The organism is Bradyrhizobium sp. HKCCYLRH3059 (assembly GCF_051168035.1).
GTDB lineage: Bacteria > Pseudomonadota > Alphaproteobacteria > Rhizobiales > Xanthobacteraceae > Bradyrhizobium.
Genome location: NZ_JBNPUF010000002.1, coordinates 355938 through 375669, shown reverse-complemented (window position 1 = coordinate 375669; position 19732 = coordinate 355938). Strand labels below are relative to the sequence as shown.

Here is a 19732-nt window from a genome sequence, read left to right as displayed (position 1 = left end):
GCGTTTCCGTTGTCGGGTTAAGCTTCGAACGCCGGGCCGTTCGGCTTGAGGCGGATGCCCGGACGCAAGCTGGTCCAGGGCAGGGTGGAGGGATCGGCGGGCATCGCGCCGGGCGCGGCGCAGATCAGGAGATGTTCGGCGATCGGTTCGAAATCGGCGCGGAAATGCACCGAGCTCTTGTTGACCAGGATCGCCTGCGCGGTCGGCTCGATGCCGACGAAGCGGTACATCTCCTGGTCGGCAAGCTGGGACTTGTGCGAGGCCACGACGACGCGGACGTCGCCAATGCGCAAACACGCTGACGGGCCCATTTCCATCTTGCGGCCGCCGTAGAACGGGCCGGGTGCGACGAAGCGGCCGTCGGAGATCTTCTCGACGATGAAGCTCTCCTCGAACGGCGCATCGCCGGGAATGCCGCTCTTGCCGCCGAGCGACAGCGTCACGGTGGCCCCTTCGCCGGCCGCATGCGCGGCGATCGCCGCTTGCGGATCGTAGATCATGCCGATCGCGGCGCGGCTGGCGCGATTGCGCACCAGCGCGCGCAGCATGCCGGTCGTATCGGAATCGCCGCCCGCGCCGGGATTGTCCTGGGTGTCGGCGATCACGATCGGACGCGTCGCTGTCTTCGCCAGCGTCATCGCATGGCGCACGCCGTCATCGGGCGTGTAGATGCGGCCGTCGAAATCATCCTCGTGGCCCGCGACGATCGCCGCGATCGCATCCGCCGCGGCGTCCGCGTCGGCCTGCGTCCGGCCATAAGCGAACACGCTTGGGCCGCAATGCGCGAAATCGGCGGCGGGAAAGCCGGGCGCGAACGACAGCGTCGGCACCGCCTCGCTCTGCAGCGCCGCAAGCTTCTCGTAGATGCCCTTGGTCGGCTGGTCATTGGTGCACTGCCAGCTGATCGGGATCAGGAACGGCAATTGCCGGAAGGCTTTCGCCAGCGGCGCCTTTGCGCGCAGCAGCAGCGCGAGGTGCTCGGCGCTGGCGCGGCCGGTGTCGGCCATGTCGGTGTGCGGATATTTCCGGTAGGCGATCAGCGCGTCGGCATGTGCCATCATCTCGGGGGTGACGTTGGCATGCAGGTCGAGGCTCGCGACCAGCGGCACGTTCGGGCCGATCACCTCGCGCACGCGCGCCAGGATCTCGCCTTCGCCGTCGTCGAGATGCTCCGTCACCATCGCACCATGCAGGTCGAGATAGACGCCGTCGAGCGGGCCGGCGGCCTCGATACGGTCGACCATCACGCCCGTGATGCGCTCGAACGCATCCCTGGTGACATGCGCCGAGGGACTCGCCGCGCAGGCGATGGTGGGCACGACGTCCCAACCGTTGGCTTCTGCGACCGCCATGAAGCCGGCCTGGCCCGCATTGATGCCGCGCATCGTCGTGAGCACGGAGGCCGCATCGGCGATCGAGGCGCGGCCGCCGCCGTGCATGAACGCGTCGTAGTCCGCTTTCGTCGGTGCGAATGTGTTGGTCTCGTGCAGGAAGCCGCCGATCGCGACGCGCGTCATTACTTCGCCTCAGGCCGTTGAACGTGTCATGACGTTAGACCGGCCCTCGCGGCGCAGGCAAGCGAAGGAGCGATGCCGTTTTGCATGCGGGCCACGATGACGGCGCGCCGGCCTGCACGGACTCTCTCCGCGCGTCATTCCGGGGGCATCGCACGGCGATGAGCCCGGAATCCATACCCACAGGCGGTCGTTGGGAAGCAGGCTGTCGACCAGCCGATATCACCACACCCGCCTGAGGGTATGGATTCCGGGTTCGTGCTGCGCACGCCCCGGAATGACAGCGGTGGGTGGCCCTGCTACGCCACGGCCTCCGACACCGGGCGGAAATTCGCGAAGTCCCAGTTCCGCCCCGGCGCGGCCTCGAGCAGGGATTTCGTATAGGCCTCCTTCGGATGCGTCAGGATCTCGCCGGCCGGGCCCTGTTCGACGATGCGGCCCTTCTGCATCACGACGACGTCGTCGCAGATCTGCGCGGCGACCCGCAGGTCATGCGTGATGAACAGGATGGCGATGCCGAGCCGGCGCTGGATCTCGTCGAGCAGCTCCAGCACCTGCGCCTGCACCGAGACGTCGAGCGCGGAGACCGCTTCATCCGCCACCAGCACGTCGGGATCGAGCGCGAGCGCGCGCGCGATCGCGATGCGCTGGCGCTGGCCGCCGGAGAACTGGTGCGGATAGCGCGAGATCGCGTCCGCGGGCAGGCCGACCAGCTCGAGCAGCTCGCGCGCCCGCGCCATCGCCTTGTCATGCGAGGTGCCGTAGTTGACCGGTCCCTCGGCGATGCTCTCGCCGACGGTCAGCCGCGGGTTGAGCGAGCGGTAGGGATCCTGGAACACGATCTGGATGCGCTTGCGGTGCGGCTGCAGCAGCCGGCGGGTCAGGATCGAGATCTCGTGGCCGGCGAGGCGGACGCCGCCGGAGGTCGGATCGATCAGCCGCACGATGCAGCGGGCCACGGTCGATTTGCCGGAGCCGCTTTCGCCGACGATGCCGAGCGTACGGCCCTTGCGCAGGGTGAGCGTGACGTTCTGCGCAGCGACGACTTCGCGCGCTTTGCCGATGAACGAGCGCTCGCGATAGACCTTGCCGAGCTCGTTGGTCTCCAGCACCACCGGCTCGGTGCTCTCGGGCCGCGGCGGGCGTGGGATCAGGCTGGGCACGGAAGCGAGCAGGTTGCGCGTATAGTCCATCTCGGGGCTGCGCAGGATCTTGTCGAGCGCGCCGGTCTCGACCAGGCGGCCCTGGCGCATCACCGAGACGCGGTCGGCGATCTCGGCGACGACGCCCATGTCGTGGGTGATGAACAGCACGGCGGTGCCGTGATCGCGCTGCAACTCGCGGATCAGCGAGAGGATCTGCTTCTGCGTGGTGACGTCGAGTGCGGTGGTCGGCTCGTCGGCGATCAGGAGTTTCGGCTCGAGCACCAGCGCCATCGCGATCATGATGCGTTGGCGCTGGCCGCCGGACAGGCGATGGGGATAGGAGCCGAAAATGCGCTCGACGTCGGGCAGGTGGACCTGCTCCATCATGTCGAGGATGCGCTTGCGCCGCGTCCGCGCATCGAGAGACGTATGCGCGCGCAGGACCTCGTCGATCTGGCGGCCCACCGGCACGACCGGATTGAGCGCGGTCATCGGCTCCTGGAAGATCATCGCCATCCGGGTGGCGCGCAGCTCGCGCAGCCGGCGATCGCTCGCGGTGAGCAGCTCTTCGCCGACCAGCTTGACGCTGCCGCCGACGGCATGAAGCGCGTTCTTCGGCAGCAGGCCCATCGTGGTCAGCGAGGTCACCGATTTGCCGGAGCCGCTTTCGCCGACGACGCAGAGCGTCTCGCCCTTTTCGACCTTGATCGAGACGCCGTCGATGATGCGCGGGCCGTTCGGGTTCTTCGTCTTGCCGACGGTAACGACGAGATTGTCGATGTCGAGGATGGTGTCGGTCATGTGTTCATTTCTCCAGCGTCATTGCGAGGAGCGAAGCGACGAAGCAATCCAGAGTTCCGGGCGTGGCCCTGGATTGCTTCGCTTCGCTCGCAATGACGAAAAGTGAGATGATCATCCGGGCTACGAACGGCCGTCACTTGCCGGCCTCGCGCTGCTTCATGCGCGGGTCGAGCGCGTCGCGGGCGGCGTCGCCGATCAGGTTGATCGAGAGGATGGCGATCGACAGCAGCAGGCCCGGCCAGAAGATCAGCGACGGCTTGATCTGGAAGTAGGAGCGGCCCTCGGCCATGATGTTGCCCCAGGTCGGCGTCTCCGGGCTGATGCCGGCGCCGAGAAACGACAGGATCGCCTCGGTGAGGATCGCGGCGGCGCAGATGTAGGTGCCCTGGACGATCAGCGGCGCGATCGTGTTCGGCATCAGATGCCGCCACATGATCTTGGGCATCGAGGTGCCCAGCGAGATGGCGGCCTCGACATAGGGCTCCTCGCGCGCGGTCAGCACCACCGAGCGGACCAGGCGGGCCACGCGCGGGATCTCGACGATGGTGATCGCGATCATCACGGTGCCGACGCTGGCGCCCGACAGCGAGACCACGGCGATGGCGAGCAGGATGCTCGGGATCGCCATCAGGCCGTCCATCACGCGCATCAGGATGGCATCGACCCAGCGGAAGAAGCCGGAGACGAGGCCGATCACGAGCCCGATCGCGATCGAGATGATCGCGGCGCCGACGCCGACCAGAAGCGAGATGCGGCCGCCATAGATCGTGCGCGACAGCAGGTCGCGGCCATAGGCGTCGGTGCCGAGCAGGTGTTGCGCGCTCGACGGCTTGAGCCGCTGCGCCGGCGCGAGCAGCACGGGATCGTGCGGCGCCAGCAGCGGTGCGAGGATCGATATCAGCACGATGAGCGACAGGCAGACGGTCGCCACGGCGATGATCGGGGTCGAGGTGAGAAAGCCGAACCGGGGCCCCAGTCGGGTGGTGACCGGGATCGACGGCTCAGGGGTGGTGACGATCGCCATCGGAAAGGGCCTCAGTAGCGGATGCGTGGATCGAGCAGGGTGTAGGCGAGGTCGATCAGGAGATTGACCGCGAGATAGATGAAGGAGGTCAGAAGGATCATGCCCTGGATGACCGGATAGTCGCGCGCCAGCACGGCGTCGACGGTGAGGCGGCCGATGCCGGGCAGGTTGAACACGCTCTCGGTGACCACGACGCCGGAGATCAACAGCGCGAAGCCGGAGCCGATCACCGTGATGACGGGCACGGCCGCATTGCGCAACGCGTGGCGCAGCAGCACCGCGATCTCGCTGACGCCCTTGGCGCGCGCGGTGCGCACGAAGTCCTCGCCGAGCACGTCGAGCATCGCGGCGCGCGTCATGCGCGCGATCAGCGCGACGTAGATGAAGGACAACGCGCAGGTCGGCAGGATGATGCGCTCGAAGAACGGGCCGAAGCCGGCGCTGAGACTCTTGAAGCCCTGAACGGGGACCCAGCGCAGGTTGATCGCGAACAGCTGGATCAGGATGTAGCCGATGACGAACACCGGCACCGAGAAGCCGATCACCGAGAGCGCCATCACGAAACGATCGATCCAGGTGCCGTGCTTCCAGGCCGCGATGACGCCGAGCGGGACAGCGACGAGGATCGACAGGATGATGGTCGAGATCGCGACCGAGATCGACGGCTCGATGCGCTGGCCGATCATCTGCAGCACCGGCACCTTCGAGATCAGCGACACGCCGAGATCGCCATGCAGCAGCTGATTGATCCAGGTGATGAACTGGATGTAGAGCGGCTCGTTCAGTCCGAGCGTGGTGCGGATGCGCTCGAGCTGCTCAGGGGTCGCGTTGTCGCCGGCGAGAATCGCGGCGGGATCGCCCGGCGTCAGCCGCAGCAGCAGAAAGACGAACAGCGCCACCACGCCCATCACGGGGATGGATGCGAGGATGCGGCGAAGCAGATAACCGATCATCTTGAGAGAACCGCCTTCATGGTGCTGGGGCGACGCGCGCAACGTCGTGAGAGAGTGTGCATGTCACCGATATCCATCGCTTTCAAGGTCTCCGGTGTTCGCTCGTCCGCTCGTGCACGCGCGATGACACGGCGTTCGTGATCCGCGCGAACCGTCGCATTTGCGAACAATGTCGCAGCACTTTGCGGCGAACCTTGCGCGAAACTTTGCAAGCCGCATGCCATCATGCGCGCGCCGTGGAGCCGTTGTCTACTCACCGTCCTGGTCCCGGAAAATGAAACCTTGCTGCTGCGCAGCAGGCGGTGCGTAGCCGGGAGAGCGAAGCGACCCCGGGGTCTCGCGCTGCGGCGATGACCCCGCATGTCGCTGCGCTCATGCGGGCTACGAGATCTTGCCCGGAGGCAATCCTACGCCAGGGTCGCGAGCAGCCCCGCCATCAGGCGGCCACGCTCGGCAAGGCTGTCGATCTCGATGTGCTCGTTCAGGGTGTGCATGTCGGTGCCGCGCACCCCGAGGCCGTCGAGGGTCGGAATGCCGAGCGCGCCGGTGAAGTTGCCATCCGAGCCGCCGCCTGCCGAGCCGTGCGGCAGCGACAGGCCGAGCTGTTCGGCGATGTCGCGCGCCTTCTCGTACAGCGCCATGGTTCCGGAATCCGGCTCCCACACCGGCCGCGTCACGCCGCGCGTCACCTTGAAGGTCACGTCGTCGGTGGTGCCGGAGAGCGCCAGCATCCGCTCCACGCCGTGGTCGAGATCGGCCTGCCGCTTCGCCATGCTGAGCGCTTCGCCGGTGGCGGTGGTGGCGACGCAGTTGACCCACTGGCCGGCATGCACGATGCCGACCGAGAAGGTGCAGTCCTCCGTCGTCATGCCGTCGATGGCGAGGATCTGTCGCGCCATTTCCCGGATGGCGGAACGACCCGCGCCGAGCCGTGCGCCGGCATGGCTCGGGCGCCCGATCGCCTCGAGATTGAAGCGGGCGATGGCATAGCGGCCGGTCACCACGCCGTTGTCCTGACGGCCCGGCTCGGGCACCAGCACGTATTTGTTGCGCTGCGCCTCGGCTTCGATGATGTCGCGGGTCGAAGGCGTGCCGACCTCCTCGTCCGGCGTGAACAGGATGGTGATCGGCAGCGGCGTCGCGATGGAAGCCTTGATCAGCTGGCGGATCGCTTCCAGCGTGAGATAGTTGCCGCCCTTCATGTCGCAGATGCCGGGCCCATAGCATTTGTTGCCCTCGCGGCGCCAAGGCAGTCTGGCCAGCGTGCCGACGGGGTGAACGGTATCCATGTGGCCGGCGATCAGGATGCCGGGCTCACCCTGCCGCGGGTGCGGGAAGCGGGCGCGCACGCAGCCGGCGAAACCCTGGCGCCCGGCGATGCGCTCGATCGTCGCACCCATGATGGCCATGTCGCGCGCGGCAAGATCCAGCATGCGCTCCACCGCGGCGGCGTCCCAGGTCGGACTTTCGCACTCGACCCAGCCGCGCAAGCCCCGCAGCATGATTTCGGTATCGAAGGGAAGATGGGCTGGATTCATTTGTGCTCTCTCAAGGCTTTGTCGCGATCTCATGACAGGAGACGGAGTTGCGTACGCCTTGTAAAGCGAAAGCTACGCAGACGTTAACGGCATTGTCAGCCCAGGGCCGCATGCGCTGAATGCGGATTGACGCGAAAGGCGACGTCTGCAACTGTCGAAAGCTCGCGACTTACAGCATGTTAGTTCGCACAAGGATTGATCTGCACGCCCAACGAATGGTCTGGATCTGATGAGTTTCAGGTCAAGCCATCCACTCAGGAGACCTCGTAATGTTCCACAGCCCGCGCTGGAAACGTCTGACGCTCGCGACGAGCCTCGCCGTTTCCATGCTTTCGCTCTCGACGGCGCTGAGCACCCAGGCCATCGCAGCCGGCAAGAAGACGATCACGGCGGTGATGCATTCGGATCTGCGCGTCATCGATCCCGGATTCACGACGGCCTACATCACCCGCGACCATGGCTACATGGTTTATGACACGCTGCTGGCGACCGATTCGAATTTCAAGGTCCAGCCGCAGATGGCGGACTGGAAGGTCTCCGACGACAAGCTGACCTACACCTTCACCCTGCGCGACGGCCTGAAATGGCATGACGGCACGCCCGTGACCGCCGAGGACTGCGTCGCCTCGCTGAAGCGCTGGGGCCGCAATGACGGCATGGGCCAGAAGCTGATGGACTTCACGGCGAGCCTGGAGGCGCCGGATGCCAAGACCATCGTGCTCAAGTTGAAGGAGCCCTACGGACTCGTCCTGGAGTCGATCGCCAAGCCGTCCTCGCTGGTGCCGTTCATGATGCCGAAGCGTCTCGCCGAGACGCCGCAGGGCCAGCAGATTCCCGAGCAGATCGGCTCGGGCCCGTTCAAATTCGTCAAGGCGGAATTCCAGCCGGGCGTGAAGGCGGTGTACGAGAAGAACACCGACTACGTGCCGCGCAAGGAGCCGGCGAGCTGGACGTCCGGCGGCAAGGTGGTGAAGGTCGACCGCGTCGAGTGGATCACGATGCCTGACGCGCAGACCGCTGTGAACGCGCTGCAGTCCGGCGACATCGACTTCATGGAGAACCTTCCCTACGACATGCTGCCGGTGCTGGAGTCGAACTCCGAGCTCAAGATCGACGTGCTGAACAAGTTCGGCTACCAGACGCTCGGCCGCATGAACTTCCTCAACCCGCCGTTCGACAACGTGAAGGTGCGCCGCGCGGCCTTCCTCGCCCTGAACCAGAAGGACGTGCTCGACGCGCTGGTCGGCAACGAGAAGTACCAGAAGGTCTGCGGCGCCGTGTTCGTGTGCGGCACGCCGCTCGAGACCGACGTCGGTGCCGAGACGCTGATCAAGGGCAACGGCATGGCCGAGGCCAAGAAGGCGCTCGCCGAGTCCGGCTATGACGGCACGCCGATCGCGATCATGGCGCCGGGCGACGTCACCACCTTGAAGGCGCAGCCCGTGGTGGCGGCGCAGCTGTTGCGCGAGGCCGGCTTCAAGGTCGACCTGCAGGCCACCGACTGGCAGACGGTGGTGACGCGGCGCGCCAGCCAGAAGCCCGTGAAGGAGGGCGGCTGGAACATGTTCTTCACCAACTGGGTCGGCGCCGACGTCGCCAATCCCGTGGCGAACGTCTCGGTCGGCGGCCGCGGCACCAAGGGCGGCTGGTTCGGCTGGGCCGAGGATGCCGACATCGAGAAGCTGCGCGACGCCTACGCGCGGTCGTCCTCGCTCGACGAGCAGAAGAAGATCGCCACCGAAATCCAGAAGCAGAACTACGAGAAGGTGATCTACATCCCGCTCGGACAATATCTGCTGCCGAGTGGCTGGCGCAAATCGCTGACCGGCGTGCTCGACGGCCCGGCGACGCCGGTGTTCTGGAATGTCGACAAGAGCGAGTAGGCGGCGGACGCACTCGTGACGCAAACAAAGACGCGGCGAAGTGGAGACTTCGCCGCGTCTCTTTTTTGTTCCTGCATTCGCCCGTGCGTTAGCGCCCTTCAGCAGTGCGGATCGCGCACGGCTTCGAGACCCTCGACCATCAAGGGTGGGCTGATCTGATCCTGGGACGGGTTCTTATCGGTGCGGATCGGCATGGCCGGATGTCGGCTGTCCCGCGGCTTGGTGACTTCATTCGGCATCATCAGGCTCCTTGCTGCTGCGCATAACGGACGAGGCGCAGCCGAGTTCCAGATGGCGGGACGCCATCGTCGGCAGTCACGATGTGTGCAGCCGCGTGATGCGGTGACCCATGCGTCCGTGGCGATTGACCTCCGATGGAACTGCTGCAAGTCTCCCTCGCCGAGACTGTTTGCTGAGCGTTTGCAGACGCGACGCAGGACGCCTCGTCAGGCCTTGATCGGTATCGGGGCCCTCGGATGGAAGCCCACGTCAAGAGAGATCGCATGTCACATACTCCGCGCCGGACCGCATCCGCGCTCGTTTCATGGTTCGTCGCCTCGGTCATGGCCGTGTCGATGGCGGGCGTGACGACCCAGGCCCTCGCCGCCGGCAAGAAGACGATCACGGCGGTGATGCATTCGGATCTGCGCGTCATCGATCCCGTGTTCACGCCGGCCTACATCACGCGCGACCACGGCTACATGGTATACGACACCCTGCTCGGGACCGACGCCAAGTTTCAGGTCCAGCCGCAGATGGCAGAGTGGACGGTCTCGGACGACAAGCTGACCTACACCTTCACCTTGCGCGACGGCCTGAAGTGGCACGACGGCGCGCCGGTCACCGCCGAAGATTGCGTCGCCTCGTTGAAGCGCTGGAGCCGCAACGACAGCATGGGCCAGAAGCTGATGGAGGCCACGGCCTCGCTCGAGGCCACCGATGCCAAGACCATCACCTTGAAGCTGAAGGAGCCGTACGGCCTGGTGCTGGAGTCGATCGGCAAGCCGTCCTCCTACGTACCGTTCATGATGCCGAAGCGTTTGGCCGAGACGCCCGCGAACCAGCAGATCTCGGAGCAGATCGGCTCCGGACCGTTCAAGTTCGTCAAGGCGGAATTCCAGCCGGGCGTGAAGGCGGTGTATGAGAAGAACACCGACTACGTGCCGCGCAAGGAGCCGCCGAGCTGGACGGCCGGCGGCAAGGTGGTGAAGGTCGACCGCGTCGAGTGGGTCTCGATGCCCGATGCGCAGACGGCCGTCAACGCGCTGCAGGCCGGCGACATCGACTTCATGGAATTCCCGCCGCTCGATCTCGAGCCGGTGCTATCAGCCAATCCCGATCTTTCGATGAACGTGCTGAACAAGTTCGGCTACCAGACCTTGGGACGCATGAACTTCCTGTTTCCGCCGTTCGACAATGTGAAGATCCGCCGTGCGGCGTTCCTGGCGCTGAACCAGAAGGATGTGCTCGACGCGCTCGTCGGTAACGCCAAGTACTACACGATCTGCGGCGCCGTGTTCGGCTGCGGCACGCCGCTCGAATCCGACATCGGCTCGGAGACGCTGGTGAAGGGCAACGGCATGGAGCAGGCCAAGAAGCTGCTGGCCGAGGCCGGCTATGACGGTACGCCCGTCGTGATCCTCGCGCCGGGCGATGCGATCACCCTGAAGGCGCAGCCGGTGGTCGCCGCGCAGCTGTTGCGCGAGGCCGGCTTCAAGGTCGATCTGCAGACGACGGACTGGCAGACCGTGGTGACGCGGCGTGCCAGCCAGAAGCCGCCCAAGGAGGGCGGCTGGAACATGTTCTTCACCAACTCGGTGATCGCCGACTCCGGCAATCCGATCGGCAGCACCTTCGTCGGCGCACGCGGCCAGAAGAGCCCGTTCGGCTGGCCCGACGATCCCAAGATGGAGGAGCTGCGCGACGCCTTCGCCAAGGCCACGAAGCCGGAGGACCAGAAGCGGATCGCCGCCCAGATTCAGCAGGAGGTCTACGACCAGGTGATCTACGTGCCGCTCGGCCAATGGTTCATGCCGAGCGCCTGGCGCAAATCGATCACCGGCGTCCTGGAAGGGCAGGCCGTGCCGGTGTTCTGGAACGTCGACAAGAGCGAGTGACGAGATGTCGGCCGCGGCCCGTAGCCGCAGCCCGGATGAGCGATAGCGACATCCGGGTTCAAACGCGCTGTGGAGGAGACCCGGATGTCGCTATCGCTCATCCGGGCTACACGACTGCCGACGGGGCCGGCTCTCTCGCCGTCATTCCGGGGCATCGCGCAGCGATGAGCCCGGAATCCATATCCACGCGCCGTCATGTGGCGAAGACAAGCGCCACTGCCATCTCACACCACACCCTGTCCTGTGGCTATGGATTCCGGGCTCGTGCTGCGCACGCCCCGGAATGACGCGAGGATGGAGTGACGTGACGTCGGCAGCAGCCTCGTAGCTATGAGGCCCTGATCTCGTCCAGCGCCGCCAACACCTCGCTGGAAGCGACCTCGACCCTGCCGATCTCGTTGAGCGCTTCATCGATGCGCCCTGAGCTGAACAGGCGCGCGGCTTCCTTGCCGTGGCGGTGCACCGCCTCGTGAGGGCGTTCGAGGTTGCGAAATGCCGGATCGCCGGCCAGACGCTGGCCGCCTTCGCCATAGTACCATTTGCCGAGCCGGCACGTGTGATGATCGGAGAGCTCGTCGGCGCGAAGTTGCAGCCGGCCGACCGACATGTCCACCAGCCGCTTCTTCCAGATCACGTGATCGGCCTTGGCCAATCTCACCACCTGGTTGTCGAGCGAGAGCTTGGCGATCTCGCCCAGCATCTTGCCGACCTTTGCGTCCGTCTTGCCCATGGTGTCCGCGAGCGACATCACCTCGTTGGCATTGGCGGTCGCGAGATCGGCGATGATGGTGATGCCCTGCGCGACCTCGTCGGTTGCGGCGGACTGCTCGGCGAGAATGCCGGAGATCTCATCCATCTTGGTGCTGACCACCGCGGTCCGGGTGCCGGCCTGATCGATCGCCTGCGCCAGATCGTTCATCTCGGACATGCCGACCTCGACCGCCTTGGCGCCGCCGGCCATGGCCTCGACGATGCCGCTCATCTCGGCTTGCAGCCGCTCGATACGACCCTTGATGTCCTCCGTCGCCTTGGTGGTCTGCTGCGACAGGTTCTTGACCTCGGCGGCGACCACCGCGAAGCCCCTGCCGAATTCGCCGGCGCGCGCCGCCTCGATGGTGGCATTGAGTGCCAGCAGGTTGGTCTGGTTGGCGATCGCGTCGATGGTGCCGACGATGGATCCGATCTCGGCGGAGGCGGCGCTGAGATCGGCGATCTTCGCCGAGGTGTCGCGCACGGAGCTGGCGATGCCGTTCATCGTCTGCAACGTCCGTTGTACCGCGGTCACGCTGTTCTCGACGGCCTGGCGCGTCGCGGCAGCCTCGGCAGCGGCTTCGGTCGACGTCGACCGGATGGTGTGCACGGAGGCCTGCATCTCCACCGATGCGGCAGCGAGACTCTGACAGCGTTCGGACTGATTGTTGGAGGCGCCGATCAGGCGCGCCGCGCTGATCGAGGCTTCGTTGCTGTTGATGCAGATGTCGACGACGGAATCGAGATCCTGGGACGCGCGGGCCGCGAGCGCGGTGCCGAGACGATGGATGGCCTCGATCAGTTGCGGCTTGAGCTGGGCGCGCAGCGCGGCAGCATCGACGCCTCCGATATCGCGATTGAGCTTGCCGTCCGCCCAGTCACCGAGGCACTGGGCCAGCGCGTCCTGGAAGGCGTCGTGTGCGGAGGTGTCGGACGCAAGCGGGGCGTCCGATGGTTCGTTCTTTCGGCGGAATCCCAGCATCGTGCCTCTCATTGATGGCGAGCCCCGGCCAGCCTGAGCGACGTCGCACAACCCGCCCGGACGCCGGCAACCGTTGGTTCCACCCTGGTTCGGTTATGGTTAATGGCGGGTTTCTCCTTGCAACCGGCGGTGGCGAGATCTGCAGGGATCGGGGCTCTCGCGTTCTCCGGCCTGCCGCCTTGACGTTTATGTAAGTAGTGGCTTACAGTAAGCCATGACTTACGGAACGACACTGAATGTGCTGGCGGACCCGACGCGGCGGGAGGTGTTCGAACGGCTGCGCGGTGGACCGCGGCCGGTCCATGCGATCGCGGCCGGGATGCCGGTGTCGCGGCCGGCGGTCTCGCAGCATCTGAAGGTGCTGAAGGATGCCGGGCTGGTCGAGGAGCGCAGCGAAGGCGTGCGCCGCATCTACGCGTTGCGCCGTGAGGGGTTGGCCGAGCTGCGCGACTGGCTCGACAGCTTCTGGGACGACGCGCTGCTCGCCTTCAAGATCGAGGCGGAGCGCACGCATCGGCAGACGAAAGGGGGGATCGATGAGTGAGGGGGCCGTGATCGCGCCGGTGCGGAAGCTCGTCCATGTCCGGGCGCCGATCGATCATGCGTTCGACGTGTTCACGCGCGGCCTGACGCGCTGGTGGCCGCATACGCATGGGGTCGGCCGCAAGCCGATCGAGAAGGTGATGCTGGAGCCGAAGCTCGGCGGCCGCTGGCTCGAGATCGCCGAGGACGGCACGGCGACCACGGTCGCGACCATCACGCTATGGGAGCCGCCGCATCGCTTCGTCATGCTGTGGCAGATCGATGCGCAGTGGAAGCCGGACGCGGCGATGCGCTCGGAGGTCGATGTGCAATTCGTTGCCGAGGGCCCGGACGTGACCCGCGTCGAGCTGCTGCACCACAAGTTCGAAACCATGGGCCGCGAGGCCGGCGCGTCGATGCGGCGGGATGTCGACGGCGGCTGGCCGGGGCTGCTGCAGCGCTTCGTAGCCGAGGCCGAGCGGCCGCCGGCGTCATCATGAGCAGTTCATCATCTGCGTGGGGGAGATCGTGATGTCCGAGTTCGTCGTCCATTCCGTGCCGGGGAGCCCGTTCGGGCGCAGCGTGCTGATCGCGCTGGAGGAGAAAGGCGCGCCGTATCGGCTCGCGGCGCTGGCGCCGGGCGACTCCAAGGGCGCGGCGCATCTGGCGCGTCATCCCTTCGGGCGCGTGCCGGTGCTCGCGCATGACGGCTTCGTGTTGTACGAGACCCAGGCGATCCTGCGCTATCTCGACCGCGTGCTGCCCGAGCCGGCCCTGACGCCCGCGGATATCAGGCAGGCCGCGCGCATGGACCAGGTGATGAACATCAGCGACTGGTACCTGTTCCAGGGCGTCTGCAACGTCATCATCTTCCAGCGCATCGTCGGCCCGCAATTCTTCGGGACGACCACCGACGAAGCCGCGATCGCGCGCGCGATGCCGCAGGCGAGAACCGTCATCACGGAGTTGTCGCGGCTGCTCGGCGAGCAGCCGTTCATGGTCGGCGATCATCTGTCGCTGGCCGATCTGCAGGCCGCGCCGCAGGCGAGCTTCCTGTCGTTGACGCCGGAATGGGCGGAGCTGACCGCCGGCCATCCCAACCTCGTCGCCTGGATCGAACGGCTGGAGGCGCGGCCGAGCTTCAAGTCCACCACCATGGTGGAGCTGACGGCGCGAGCGCAGGCGGCGTAGGCGCGTGGCGTCGATCATGCTTCGGGTGAGATCCAAAGCCCAAGCGAGCGATCGCGCCGCGACGGCCGTCGGGATGGATGCGCGACTTTCAGCCGCCTGATTAATCCAGGTTATATCGCTGCGGGCCGGTTCCATTTTAGCTGCGACGCAGGTCGAAGGGCCTCGGCATCCGCCGCACCCGATCGACCGCCACAGCGTCCCGATGACCGAATGACGAAGCCGGGTCGGCGGGACGGATTGGACACAAGCGCGCACCCCTTGATGCTGCGATCAGAACCCGATCTCCCCGGCTGCTGCGTCTCCTGCACCCACGTCGATTCCGGATTCTGTGCCGCGCTTTTCACGGCCTGCCGGGCGCAGTCGGCGCTGCCGCGGCTCCATCAGCAGTTCTTCACCGTCCGGGCCGGCCAGCAGATCAAATGCCAGAGCGAGGCGCGCGACGATGTGCTCGTGCTCTGCAGCGGCTGGGCATTCCGTTACATCCAGTTGTCGGATGGCGGCCGCCAGATCCTGCGCTTCCTGCTGCCGGGCGACATCTTCTCGCCGGCGGCGATCTTCGCCAAAGGCATGAGCTTCTCGGCCAAGGCATTGACCCAGGTCCAGGTCAGCCGGCTCGATGGCGAGGAGGTCCGCAAGCAGTGCCGCGCCGACGAGCTGGTCATGATGGAGGTGTTCCGCTCTCTCGGCGACAACGGCCGGGCCTCCTACGAGCTCATCACCGTGCTCGGCCAGCGTCCGGCCGAGCGTCGGATCGCGCATCTGCTGCTCAGCCTGATGCGGCGCGTCGCGGTGGACGGTGTGGTCCAGCATCACCGCTATCCGTTTCCCTTGAAGCAGCAGCACATCGCCGACGCCGTCGGCCTGACCTCGGTCCATGTCAGCCGCGTGCTGGCGCTGTTTCGCGATCGCAAGATCCTGACGATCTCGGAGGGCAGGCTGGAGGTCACCGATCTCGCCGAGCTCGAGCGGCTGGCGGCGTTGAACTGAGCCGGGCAGGGCGGCCGAGCGGGGCGTGCACAGGGCTGGTGCGGACGGTGGGACTCGAACCCACACGACGTTGCCATCGAGGGATTTTAAGTCCCTTGCGTCTACCCGTTCCGCCACGTCCGCCTGTTGATTGCGCTACCCTTTTTCGTCTGCCGCGGCAAGCGTTAGACGGGAACCGCCCAGTGTTAGACAAAACTCGTTCTGTTCTCGTTCACTTCGCCACGAAGTAGCCAGCGGCAACAGCGAGCGCCTGGAGCCCGATAGAAATCCCGGTGACGATGGCGGCTCTCTGATTTAGGCGAGATCCTTCAGCAAAAGTCCCCAGCACGCTGATCTGCTTTCCTGCCTTTTTTGCCCAAGGATGGTTCATGCCAAGGTAGTACCCGGGGACGTCTTTGGGATCGCCTTCACACACCACTACGACAGAGGCGCGGTACCAAAGATATGCCGCTGCGCCACCGGCGAGCACAGATAGCCAAGTGAGGGTCGTTTGTGCAGTCTCCCAGGTGAGCATTTTCCCTGCAATCTCCATAATCTATGTTCCTCAGCCGCACTACCCCAGCATTGCGAGTGAGCGTGATCTTATATGCCAATGGTAGAGAGCCTTGCCTCTGAAGGAGCCGTCATGGACATAAATGGCCTCTGGACCGCTCAGTTCGCAGCTCTCAGCGAAGGTGTGGGGGTGATGACCATCCAGGATGGCAATTTGTCGGGTGGCGACAGCGGCTACTACTACTATGGATCATATCAACAGGACGGAAATCGCGTCACGGGTAAGATTCGCGTGGTGCACTATGCCGGAGCGCTCAGTAGCGCTTTCGGTCCGCTGAGAGAGCTCGAGGTGAGCTTCGTCGGGCTTGCCGATGATGATCTGATCATGGCGCAGGGCCGGGCGCTTGGTCGTGGGGTGCCTCCCGTCCCGCTGGCAATCAGTCTACGGCGCGTCGCGAGGCCCGGAGATTTCAAATGAAGCTTTTTATTAGCTGGTCAGGGCAGTCGAGCCAACAAATCGCCAACGAGCTCCGAAAATGGTCTCCGTTAATTCTGCCTGCGGTCAAGCCGTTTATCACTACAACTGACATCGAGAAGGGAGCTCAATGGCAGGGGGTGATTCGAGACGAACTTGAGAAATCCAGCTTCGGCTTGGTTGTTCTCACGCGAGAAAACCTGGATTCTCAATGGATTGCGTTCGAGGCTGGTGCCCTGTCCAAGCACCTGTCTGGCCGGGGGGCGACCGTCCTCTTCGACATCGGGCATTCTGACGTCAAAGCGCCGCTAAGAATCTTCCAGGGAACGGTCTTTGGCGAACAGGATTTCCGGAAGCTTATTGGTGATATAAACGAGGCGGTCGAGCCCGAGCAACGCCGTTCCGACGACGAGTTGGATCAGCTCTTTCCAATGCTTTGGCCGAGTATCGAAAAGCCAGTTTAGCTTCTGCTAGAACAATCCTCGATGGCACAACCCGCGGCGGCCGCTGATCGACCACCGGACTACGCCGAACTGGCGCAGGAGATGATGGCGCTGTTGCGTCAACAAAATCTGGTGCTGGCCTCGCCGGAGAAATTCTTTGCTCCTCTTGTCGATGAAATTACAGCAAGACTGACGTCACCCAGACGACGTGCCCCTCCGTCAGCTGATTACGAAACTATCCAAAGAGCTTTAGGAAGGTTACCCTCGGGCGAGATCGTGCGCACCTTGACCGAAGAAGAGCTAAGGGCGCGCGCCCGAGCGATCAGGGAGGAGCGCATGACCGTTGCACAGCGCCAGCGTGAACAGGAGGCTCTGATAGAGGAAGAGCTTCGGCTCGCGCGCATGAAAGCTGCTGAGATCTCGGAAGGCGGTGAGGCCGAAGGATCATAGCTTAAGCGCGGATCATTCTTCAGTTCCGTGTGAATACCCAGGCGATTAATCCATATTCTTCAATCGCTTGAACGCCCGGACTACATTGTCCTCCCGGGAGACGTGCCGAGTATAGTGGGTTCCCATCCGCTGCGACTTGTCGCCCAGCAGGTCGGCGATCTCCGCGTCCGTCGCGCCATTGCGCTTCCACCAGGCCGCGTAGGAGACGCGGAGGCCGTGCAGGGTGGTGCCGGCGCCGATCAGGCCCTCGCGCTCCTTCTCGCGCAGCCAATGGCTCACGGTGGCCTGCATGAGCTTCTCGGAGCTCCACGGCGGGCCGTCGCGGTGGCCTTCTGACGCCCGCGCCTCTTCCGAGACCTCTTCGTCACATCCGATCACCCCTCGACTGCCCTGGAAGACTTACACGCGCAGGTCGTTGTCGTGAAGTGCAATTCGGGTTTCGCGGGCGAGGTCGATGAGAGAAGCGCAGAACGTCAGCAGCGCAGCCATGAACAGCAGCGCCACGCCATATTCGTGGGCAACATCGAACAGGGCGCTGATGAAGGCAACGATGATGATGAGGGCGGTGAGGATCGCAGAAAGGATGGAGCAGAACAGCGACCTGTTCAGGAGCGAAGCCCGGTGCCGCAGCCGGGGAATATCCGTCTTGAGGTAAGCCTTTGAAGCATCATCATCGGTGATGCCGTGAAGGAACTGGGCCCGGTCGACCACACGGTTGATGCGGGAAATAAGAACCGAGATGAAGGACGCGACGGCTCCCAGCAGGAAAGCCGGGGCCGCCACGTTGCCGATGATCCGTGCCAGCTGGTCGATTGAAGGCGTTACCGGCACTAACTGGATTACACTGTCCATCTCCTCGCGCAGTCCTTGCAAGTTCTTCAGGTGTCGCGAACGCGCCGGATGGGCGGGATCTTGAACGTGCCATCCTTAAGGGCAGTCTTGGGCTGATAGACCCTGACGCTGAGATTGAAGGGCAGGCTCGGCGGACACGGAAGCCAATTCGTCTCCTTGTCGGCGCCTGGTGATTGCGCCTGGATGTAGATATCGAGCGAGCCGTCTGGATTGTATTTGATCGGCATCGCCGAAGTTATGCCGTAGCGGTTGATCGCGTTCCGAACATAGAAATTCTCGCGATAGGGCGAGACCGACCAGACCCCAGCTTCGGATGGGAATATCTCGTCCTTCTCCAGATGGAGAACATACTTCGCCGCGCCGTCCAGCACGTTGCCGTCGCCATCGACAAAGGCGGTTGGATAGACCGCATCGTCCGATGTCAGCGCCCCCAATCCAAACCAGGCGATGAATGCCCGCGTGGTGTAGTCGGTACCGAAGCGACCGATATTCAGCGCGCCCTGCCAGCCGTTGACGGTCGGCGCAGTGTAGGGGCCTGTTTCCAGCTTGTACCAGACCTCGGCCGGCGCCCGGTTGATCCCCCGCAGAACGGCCGGATCGAGCTTGGACGGTTCAAAGTCCTTGCCGACCTCGATCCCGATGCGCTTGAGCTTGTCGATAGTCTTGGCGTCGTCAGGGTAAGGCGGGTTGTCCTTCAACGCAGCGGCGAGGCGCTTGAAGAACATCTCGCCGGTCATGAGCCGCACCTGATCGTACGGCGTCGCCGTTGTATCGACACTGGTGTCGATCGGCACATCGGAGGGTGGCGTGTAGGACTTGCCCCAGGCGCTGAGCGGCGTCAGTTGCAATTCATCCTGCAGCTTGTTGATTGCAACGAACTCCTTGGGGCTGTCGCATGCGATCTGGACCAGAACGGATGCGTAGCGGGTCGTCGAACGGAACGTTTGCTTGATGCCATTGGGCGCAACACCGTTCCATTTGGGGCCGGCGATCAGGAAGTTTCCGGCGCCAGTTCCGGTCGTCCGACTGCCCGCCGAGGCGAAATCGTCGGTCCACATGTTGAGCGCCTGCATGATGATGTATCGCCCCTGAGTGTCGGGCTGAGAATAGACGAACGGCTCCTTGTCCAGGTCGATGAATGAAAACGCCCAGAGGGAGTTGACGCTGATGCGGACGCAGTCTTTGAAATCCGGATCGACATAAGTCCGCATCCTGCCGAACTGGTTGACAGGCGCTTTATACTGTTCGGACTTCGACGTGGCCGTCATCACCGCTCGGGTTGCGTCCATCATGACAAGCGGAAAGCCGTAGACATAGCATTCCAACGCAAGAACATACGCCAGTTCTTCCTCGACATCGCCCTTCAGGTCGCCGAGTGCGCGCAGCAGCGGGCCGGCCGCCTCGCTTCTTGTGGATGACAAGGCTGTGCCCAGCCCGGCACCGAGTGCGGTCGTGAGCAGGCAGCGGCGATCAAGCGAAATGCCTTCCTGTCCAGCAGATGAATTCATGAGCGATCTCCTTTTCATTAACGCGCCGCTCGACCCATATTTGACCTAAGCTCGAAACGTCCCGTCTTTCGGTCGCAAGCCGTGGAAGAGGGAGACCACCGCAGA

Annotated in this window: 20 protein-coding genes and 1 tRNA gene; 9 read left to right on the top strand and 12 right to left on the bottom strand. The window is 64.5% G+C overall.

All coding sequences use genetic code 11. The features are described from left to right. Positions 1–17: 17 nt before the first annotated feature. The 5 genes from ACQR13_RS08680 to ACQR13_RS08660 all read right to left on the bottom strand — a co-directional run bounded on the left by ACQR13_RS08680 (position 18) and on the right by ACQR13_RS08660 (position 6975). On the bottom strand, positions 18–1517 hold the full coding sequence (locus ACQR13_RS08680) for a M81 family metallopeptidase (RefSeq protein ID WP_434862740.1): 1500 nt from the start codon (positions 1515–1517) through the stop codon (positions 18–20). A 296-nt stretch (positions 1518–1813) separates the two neighbouring features. Beyond that, entirely contained in the window at positions 1814–3460 is a 1647-nt protein-coding gene (locus ACQR13_RS08675; RefSeq protein WP_434862739.1) for an ABC transporter ATP-binding protein, read from the bottom strand. A gap of 133 nt (positions 3461–3593) precedes the next feature. Beyond that, positions 3594–4484 (bottom strand): ABC transporter permease, encoded by an 891-nt coding sequence (locus ACQR13_RS08670; protein WP_315714711.1) that lies wholly within the window; start codon positions 4482–4484, stop codon positions 3594–3596. Positions 4485–4495: 11 nt separating this feature from the next. Beyond that, entirely contained in the window at positions 4496–5437 is a 942-nt protein-coding gene (locus tag ACQR13_RS08665; protein ID WP_315714710.1) for an ABC transporter permease, read from the bottom strand. Positions 5438–5844: 407 nt separating this feature from the next. Next, entirely contained in the window at positions 5845–6975 is a 1131-nt protein-coding gene (locus ACQR13_RS08660; RefSeq protein ID WP_434862738.1) for a M20/M25/M40 family metallo-hydrolase, read from the bottom strand. Positions 6976–7244: 269 nt separating this feature from the next. On the opposite strand from ACQR13_RS08660, the gene ACQR13_RS08655 reads away from it, so the two are divergent. After that, positions 7245–8858: an ABC transporter substrate-binding protein gene (locus ACQR13_RS08655; RefSeq protein WP_315749432.1), complete on the top strand. Its 1614-nt coding sequence runs from the start codon at positions 7245–7247 to the stop codon at positions 8856–8858. A gap of 98 nt (positions 8859–8956) precedes the next feature. On the opposite strand, the gene ACQR13_RS08650 is transcribed toward ACQR13_RS08655, so the two are convergent. Continuing rightward, positions 8957–9097 (bottom strand): hypothetical protein, encoded by a 141-nt coding sequence (locus ACQR13_RS08650; protein ID WP_315714707.1) that lies wholly within the window; start codon positions 9095–9097, stop codon positions 8957–8959. A 264-nt stretch (positions 9098–9361) separates the two neighbouring features. Here ACQR13_RS08650 and ACQR13_RS08645 point away from each other — a divergent pair, with 264 nt between their 5' ends. Beyond that, positions 9362–10975: an ABC transporter substrate-binding protein gene (locus ACQR13_RS08645; RefSeq protein WP_315826241.1), complete on the top strand. Its 1614-nt coding sequence runs from the start codon at positions 9362–9364 to the stop codon at positions 10973–10975. Positions 10976–11303: 328 nt separating this feature from the next. Here ACQR13_RS08645 and ACQR13_RS08640 read toward each other — a convergent pair whose 3' ends face one another. Further along, the gene (locus ACQR13_RS08640) at positions 11304–12707 is read right to left on the bottom strand and encodes a methyl-accepting chemotaxis protein (RefSeq protein ID WP_315826240.1); all 1404 of its coding nucleotides are present in this window, start codon (positions 12705–12707) and stop codon (positions 11304–11306) included. Between the two features lie 214 nt (positions 12708–12921). Here ACQR13_RS08640 and ACQR13_RS08635 point away from each other — a divergent pair, with 214 nt between their 5' ends. The 4 genes from ACQR13_RS08635 (at position 12922) to ACQR13_RS08620 (ending at position 15407) form a co-directional block, all read left to right on the top strand. Further along, positions 12922–13251, top strand: coding sequence for an ArsR/SmtB family transcription factor (locus ACQR13_RS08635; RefSeq protein ID WP_315714704.1), 330 nt, complete (start codon positions 12922–12924; stop codon positions 13249–13251). Continuing rightward, on the top strand, positions 13244–13729 hold the full coding sequence (locus ACQR13_RS08630) for an SRPBCC family protein (RefSeq protein WP_315826239.1): 486 nt from the start codon (positions 13244–13246) through the stop codon (positions 13727–13729). Before ACQR13_RS08635 ends, ACQR13_RS08630 begins: the two co-directional genes overlap by 8 nt. Before the next feature lie 31 nt (positions 13730–13760). Further along, a complete protein-coding gene (locus tag ACQR13_RS08625) occupies positions 13761–14420 on the top strand; it encodes a glutathione S-transferase family protein (protein ID WP_434862737.1) in 660 nt (219 codons plus the stop codon). Between the two features lie 261 nt (positions 14421–14681). Further along, on the top strand, positions 14682–15407 hold the full coding sequence (locus tag ACQR13_RS08620) for a Crp/Fnr family transcriptional regulator (protein ID WP_316175582.1): 726 nt from the start codon (positions 14682–14684) through the stop codon (positions 15405–15407). 36 nt (positions 15408–15443) lie between these two features. On the opposite strand, the gene ACQR13_RS08615 is transcribed toward ACQR13_RS08620, so the two are convergent. Further along, positions 15444–15530: transfer RNA gene (locus tag ACQR13_RS08615), tRNA-Leu, on the bottom strand. 88 nt (positions 15531–15618) lie between these two features. Beyond that, a complete protein-coding gene (locus tag ACQR13_RS08610) occupies positions 15619–15939 on the bottom strand; it encodes a hypothetical protein (RefSeq protein ID WP_315826236.1) in 321 nt (106 codons plus the stop codon). A gap of 93 nt (positions 15940–16032) precedes the next feature. On the opposite strand from ACQR13_RS08610, the gene ACQR13_RS08605 reads away from it, so the two are divergent. The 3 genes from ACQR13_RS08605 to ACQR13_RS08595 are packed head-to-tail and all read left to right on the top strand — an operon-like array spanning position 16033 to position 17267. Continuing rightward, positions 16033–16377 carry a GrlR family regulatory protein gene (locus tag ACQR13_RS08605; RefSeq protein ID WP_315826235.1) on the top strand — a complete coding sequence of 115 codons (345 nt, stop codon included), beginning with the start codon at positions 16033–16035 and terminating at the stop codon, positions 16375–16377. Beyond that, the gene (locus tag ACQR13_RS08600; RefSeq protein ID WP_316164480.1) at positions 16374–16838 is read left to right on the top strand and encodes a toll/interleukin-1 receptor domain-containing protein; all 465 of its coding nucleotides are present in this window, start codon (positions 16374–16376) and stop codon (positions 16836–16838) included. Before ACQR13_RS08605 ends, ACQR13_RS08600 begins: the two co-directional genes overlap by 4 nt. Before the next feature lie 21 nt (positions 16839–16859). Further along, positions 16860–17267, top strand: a complete 408-nt coding sequence (locus tag ACQR13_RS08595) for a hypothetical protein (protein ID WP_315826233.1) — start codon at positions 16860–16862, stop codon at positions 17265–17267. A gap of 45 nt (positions 17268–17312) precedes the next feature. On the opposite strand, the gene ACQR13_RS08590 is transcribed toward ACQR13_RS08595, so the two are convergent. From ACQR13_RS08590 to ACQR13_RS08580, 3 genes are all read right to left on the bottom strand, one after another. Beyond that, entirely contained in the window at positions 17313–17558 is a 246-nt protein-coding gene (locus tag ACQR13_RS08590) for a hypothetical protein (RefSeq protein ID WP_315826232.1), read from the bottom strand. A gap of 108 nt (positions 17559–17666) precedes the next feature. Then, a complete protein-coding gene (locus tag ACQR13_RS08585) occupies positions 17667–18119 on the bottom strand; it encodes a DUF2721 domain-containing protein (protein ID WP_315826231.1) in 453 nt (150 codons plus the stop codon). 26 nt (positions 18120–18145) lie between these two features. After that, positions 18146–19627 (bottom strand): DUF1254 domain-containing protein, encoded by a 1482-nt coding sequence (locus tag ACQR13_RS08580; RefSeq protein WP_315826230.1) that lies wholly within the window; start codon positions 19625–19627, stop codon positions 18146–18148. Between the last annotated feature and the right edge of the window lie 105 nt (positions 19628–19732).